Origin of the sequence: Pseudomonas sp. ERMR1:02 (genome assembly GCF_002277815.1) — a bacterium.
GTDB lineage: Bacteria > Pseudomonadota > Gammaproteobacteria > Pseudomonadales > Pseudomonadaceae > Aquipseudomonas.
The window spans coordinates 1-5,557 of sequence record NZ_NKJI01000048.1; the positions used below are offsets into that span (position 1 = coordinate 1).

Below are 5,557 nucleotides of genomic sequence, written 5' to 3' on the forward strand. Positions count from 1 at the left end.
TGGCACAGGATCGCAAACGCGTTCTGCGTCATGAAGTTCACCCTCTCTTCGCCCAGGCAAAACGCCCATTGTGCGGCGCACGCCGAGCAGGTTGCCCATGCGCGGCGGCCTGTCGAGGGCGCATCAAAGTCATCCGAACTGTGCTGATTTCGCATCCATGCCGGTGGAAGACATCAATCGCGGCCACGCCGACAAGTTCACTCTGTAGCCATTGCAGGTTTGCCAACCAAATGGACAGGTTCATGAAAAAGTACATGTCATCGATTCCCACACCGGCGGCGAACCGACTCGCCTGGTGATGAAAGGGCTTTCCCGATCTGCCCGGCAGCACCATGGCCGAAAAGCGCGATGCCTTGCGTGACCGCCACGACCAATGGCGCCGAGCCTGCCTGCTGGAACCTCGCGGCAACGATGTGCTGGTGGGTGCGCTGTATTGCGAACCGGTGTCGCCGGACGCCACCTGCGGCGTGATTTTCTTCAACAATGCCGGCTATCTCGGCATGTGCGGCCACGGCACCATCGGCCTGGTCGCGTCCTTGCACCACCTGGGCCATATCAGCCCGGGCGTGCACCAGATCGATACACCGGTCGGCCAGGTCAGCGCCACTTTGCACGAAGATGGTGCGGTGACGGTGGGCAATGTGCCCTCCTATCGCTACCGTCAAAAAGTACCGGTCGAGGTTCCCGGACACGGCCGTGTGTACGGCGATATCGCCTGGGGCGGCAACTGGTTCTTCCTGGTGTCCGATCACGGGAAGGCGTTGCAAATGGACAATGTCGAAGCCTTGACCGAGTACACCTGGTCAATGCTCAAGGCCCTGCAAACCCAAGGCATCCACGGCGCAGACGGCGCCCTCATCGACCATGTCGAGCTGTTCGCCGACGACGATCAGGCCGACAGCCGCAACTTCGTCATGTGCCCGGGCAAGGCCTATGACCGCTCCCCTTGTGGGACTGGCACCAGCGCCAAACTGGCGTGTCTGGCGGCCGACGGAAAACTGGCGGCTGGAGAGCGATGGGTTCAGGCCAGCATCACCGGCAGCCAGTTTGAAGGTCGTTACGAATCGGAAGGCGAACGCATCCGCCCGTTTATCACCGGCCGCGCCTACATGACCGCCGACAGCACGCTGCTGATCGACGAAGAGGATCCCTTCGCGTGGGGCATTTGAGCCGCCAAGCCGGATGCCGCCTTCGCGGCCCCCATACCCTCAATCGACCTGAATGAATGTTTCAAGGAGCTAAAACAATGAGCGATAACATCTTCACTGGCTGCATTCCCGCGCTGATGACCCCGTGCACCGCCGAGCGCAAACCGGACTTCGACGCCCTGGTGGCCAAGGGTCGCGAACTGATCGATATCGGCATGAGCGCTGTCGTGTACTGCGGTTCGATGGGCGACTGGCCCCTGCTTACCGAAGCCGAGCGCCAGGAAGGCGTGGCGCGTCTGGTCGCCGCCGGCATCCCGACCATCGTCGGTACCGGTGCGGTCAACAGCCGCGAAGCGGTTTCCACGCGGCCCATGCGGCCAAGGTCGGTGCCCATGGCCTAATGGTCATTCCTCGGGTGTTGTCCCGTGGCGCATCCGCAACCGCGCAAAAAGGCGCACTTCGCCGCCATCCTGAAGGCCGCACCAGCCCTGCCGGCGGTGATCTACAACAGCCCTTACTACGGCTTCGCCACCCGTGCCGACCTGTTCTTCGAACTGCGTCGCGAGCACCCAAACCTGATCGGCTTCAAAGAGTTCGGCGGTGCCGCCGACCTGCGCTACGCCGCCGAAAACATCACGTCCAAGGACGATGACGTCACCCTCATGGTCGGCGTCGATACCCAGGTGGTGCATGGCTTCGTCAACTGCAACGCCACCGGCGCCATCACCGGCATCGGCAACGCACTGCCGCGCGAAGTGCTGCAACTGGTGGCCCTGAGCAAGGAGGCGGCCAAAGGTGACGCCAAGGCTCGCCGCCTGGCTCGCGAACTGGAATCTGCGCTGGCCGTGCTGTCTTCCTTCGACGAAGGCTGCGACCTGGTGCTCTATTACAAGCACCTGATGGTGCTCAATGGCGACAAGGAATACACCCTGCACTTCAACGAGACCGATGCGCTCAGCGATGCCCAGCGTCGTTACGCCGAAGCCCAGTACGGGTTGTTCCGCACGTGGTACGCGAACTGGTCGAAAGAGCAGAACCTCGCCTGACACAGAGAAGCCATCGAACATGTCGACTTCCTTGATTCAGGCAATCCGGACAACACCGCAGACATCGCCGTGATCGGTGCCGGCATCATCGGCGTCGCCTGCGCCCTGCGCCTGGCACGCCAGGGTCAGCGGGTGATGGTTATCGACCAACAGGCGCCAGGCCACGGCGCCTCCTTCGGTAATGCCGGGCATCTGGCAACCGAGCAGGTTTCCCCATCGCCGACCTGTCCATCCTCAAGCGCCTGCCTGCGATGCTCATGGACCCGATGGGCCCCTTGCGCCTGGACTGGAAATACATGCCCCGCGCCTTGCCGTGGTTCACACGCTTGTTGCTGAACCTGCGTCCGGCACCTTTCCAGCGCACCGTCGCTGGCATCCGCGCACTTAACGAAAGCAGCCTTGGCGCCTGGCAGCGGCTGCTCGAAGCGATTGCCCGTCCTGACCTGTTGAAAGAGGACGGCTCGTTGCTGGTGTTCGAGCGCGCCGAATCGCGACAGGCGATCGACGCATTGCAGGCTCGTATGCGCCAACAAGGAGTGCCCGTCGATTTATGGCAGGCCAGGACCGTACGCGACGTTGCACCGCAGTTGAGCGAGCGGGTCGAGGGCGGGCTGTTCTTTCCAAGCACGGGGCATTTTCTTGATCCCTACCGGGTCGTCTGCGAGTTGGTCAAGGCGGCCCAGGCCAGCGGTGTGCAGTTCATCAAGCAACAGGTGATGGATGGACGCGTGCAGGAGAGTGGCGTGTCACTACTCACTAATCAGGGCAGCCTGACCGCCCGCCAGGTGCTCATCGCTTGCGGCGCGCACTCCGCCAGACTCACCGCCGCGCTGACCGGCAAGAAGGTGCCGCTGGACACCGAACGCGGTTATCACCTGATGCTGCCCCATGAACATGAGCGCCTGCCTTTCGCCGTCACCTCGCTTGAGCGCAAATTCATCATGACCCCTATGGCCGATGGGCTGAGATTGGCTGGCACCGTCGAATTCGCCGGTCTCGACAGCCCGCCGAGCATGGAGCGCGCCTGGCAATTGCACCGGCTTAGCAAAGGCCTGTTCAAGCGCGACCTCAACGCTGACGCTGCAACGCCATGGATGGGATTTCGACCCTCGCTGCCTGATTCACTGCCGATTATCGACAAGGTGTGCGACGGCAAGGTGTTGCTTGCCTTTGGTCATCAGCATCTGGGGCTGACTCAGGCGGCGGTGACTGCCGAGCTGATTGGGCGGATGGTGTTGCCTGTGAGCACCGCTGAGGTCAATGCATTGCCTGCGGTTGAGGCGTATCGGCTGGATCGGTTCTGATGTAGGAGCCGGCTTGCTGGCGAAGACGGTAGGCCAGTCAACCATGCCGCGCCTGATACACCGCCTTCGCCGGCAAGCCGGCTCCTACAGGTTCGTGTGTTTTTAATGCCTTGTGCAGGCGGCCTGTACGGCAAAAGCGAGGCAGCCTGACAGCCGGTCTGGTTGGACTGGATACGCGTCCCCCTGTAGGAGCCGGCTTGCTGGCGAAGACGGCAGGCCAGTCAACCATGCAGCGCCTGATACACCGCCTTCGCCGGCAAGCCGGCTCCTACAGGTGCGTGTGTTTTCCAATGCCTTGGCCGTTATCGGCGCCCCTTTTTTCTGTTCAAGGGTTCGGTGGCATGGCGGCGATCACCGCCCACCCATACACCTTTCGTCGCCTTGATCTGATACGTTTATTTTCACGATATTGATTTATGAAACTTTATGTGTCATTATATCCCCAGGAATCCTCAGCCCCGATCCACCTCGCCAGATCGAACGGCAGATCCCGTGTCACCCAAACGCCCCATCCAAGGAGTCAACAATATGAACAAGACAGAACTTCTAGGTGCTCTGCACTGTGCGCCGCAAGCTTGCTGGCACACGCCGACGAAGACAGCCTGCGTATCGGTATCGAAGCCGCCTACCCGCCCTTCTCCTTCAAGACTCCGGAGGGCAACGTCAGTGGTTTCGATTACGACATCGGCAATGCGCTGTGCGAGGAGATGAAGGTCAAGTGCGAGTGGGTCATCCAGGAATCGACGGCATGATTCCGTCGCTCAAAGTGCACAAGATCGATGCTGTGCTGTCGTCGATGTCGATCACTGAAGACCGTATGAAGTCAGTCGACTTCAGCAAAAAGTACTACCACACGCCGGGCAAGTTCGCGATGAAGACGGCAACGTGATCAACGACCCGCAGGTCGATCTCAAAGGCAAGAAACTCGGCGTGCAACGCTCCTCGACCTACGACCGTTTCGCCACCGAGCAGCTTGAGAAAGCCGGTGTCGAGGTGGTGCGCTACGGCTCGCAGAATGAAGCCTTCCTCGATCTGGCAGCAGGTCGCCTGGATGCCACGCTCGCCGACATCGTCACACCGATGAGAGCTTTATCAAACACCGCTGGGCAAGGGTTTTGCCCTGACAGGGCCGGACATCAACGACCCGAAATACTTCGGCCGGGGCGCCGGGATCGCGGTGCGTAAAGGCGACAGTGCGAACGTTGCACGCCTGAGTGCGGCGATTGATGCCATCCGCACCAATGGCAAGTACCAGCAAGTGATGGCCAAGTACTTCGCCTTCGATATCTACGGCGAATAAGCCTTTACCCGAACCTCTGGCGCCGGCATTTGCAGGCGTCACTTTCGGCTGTCTCGCGCGCCTCCCGGCGCTCGTTTGAGGAACTTCATCATGCTTCACGGCTACGGATCGAGCATTCTCGATGGTGCCTGGCTGACCATTAATCTGGCCCTGACTCCATGACCATGGCGATTGCCCTGGGTCTGATCGGCGCCGCCTTTCGTTTGTCGCCATTCAAATGGCTGGCGGTTTTGGGCGAAGGTTACACCACCCTGATTCGCGGTATCCAGACCTGGTGTGATTCTGCTGATTTTCTACGGCGGCCAGGATCTGGTGAACCGCATTGCTCTCGCACTCGGTTACACCCGCTACTTCGACATCAATCCGTTTATTGCCGGCGTCTGCACCATGGGTTTCATTTTTGGTGCTATCTCTCGGAAACCTTTCGTGGCGCCTTTATGGCGATCCTAAAGGTCAGGCCGAGGCTGGCGCGGCGTATGGCATGAGTGGCGCACAGGTGTTCTGGCGGATTCTGGTACCGCAGATGATTCGTTTCGCCATTCCCGGGTTCACCAACAATTGGTTGGTGCTGACCAAATCCACCGCGCTGATCTCGGTGATCGGTTTGCAGGACATGATGTTCAAAGCAAAAACGCAGCGGATGCCACCCATGAGCCGTTCACGTTTTTCCTCGCGGTGGCCGCGCTCTACCTGATGCTGACCAGCGTGTCTTTGTTGGTATTGCGCTATCTGGAAAAACACTACTCGGTCGGCATCAAA

The 5,557-nt window shown here is 60.3% G+C and carries 5 pseudogenes; all 5 read left to right on the plus strand.

The features are described from left to right. Positions 1 to 298 precede the first annotated feature (298 nt). A pseudogene (locus tag CES87_RS32070) lies at positions 299 to 1,169 on the plus strand (4-hydroxyproline epimerase). Between the two features lie 77 nt (positions 1,170 to 1,246). Further along, positions 1,247 to 2,194, plus strand: a pseudogene (locus tag CES87_RS32075) (dihydrodipicolinate synthase family protein). Between the two features lie 12 nt (positions 2,195 to 2,206). Further along, a pseudogene (locus tag CES87_RS32080) lies at positions 2,207 to 3,498 on the plus strand (FAD-dependent oxidoreductase). 528 nt (positions 3,499 to 4,026) lie between these two features. After that, positions 4,027 to 4,798: pseudogene (locus CES87_RS32085) on the plus strand (ABC transporter substrate-binding protein). Positions 4,799 to 4,888: 90 nt separating this feature from the next. Continuing rightward, positions 4,889 to 5,557, plus strand: a pseudogene (locus tag CES87_RS32090) (ABC transporter permease); the annotation flags it as partial.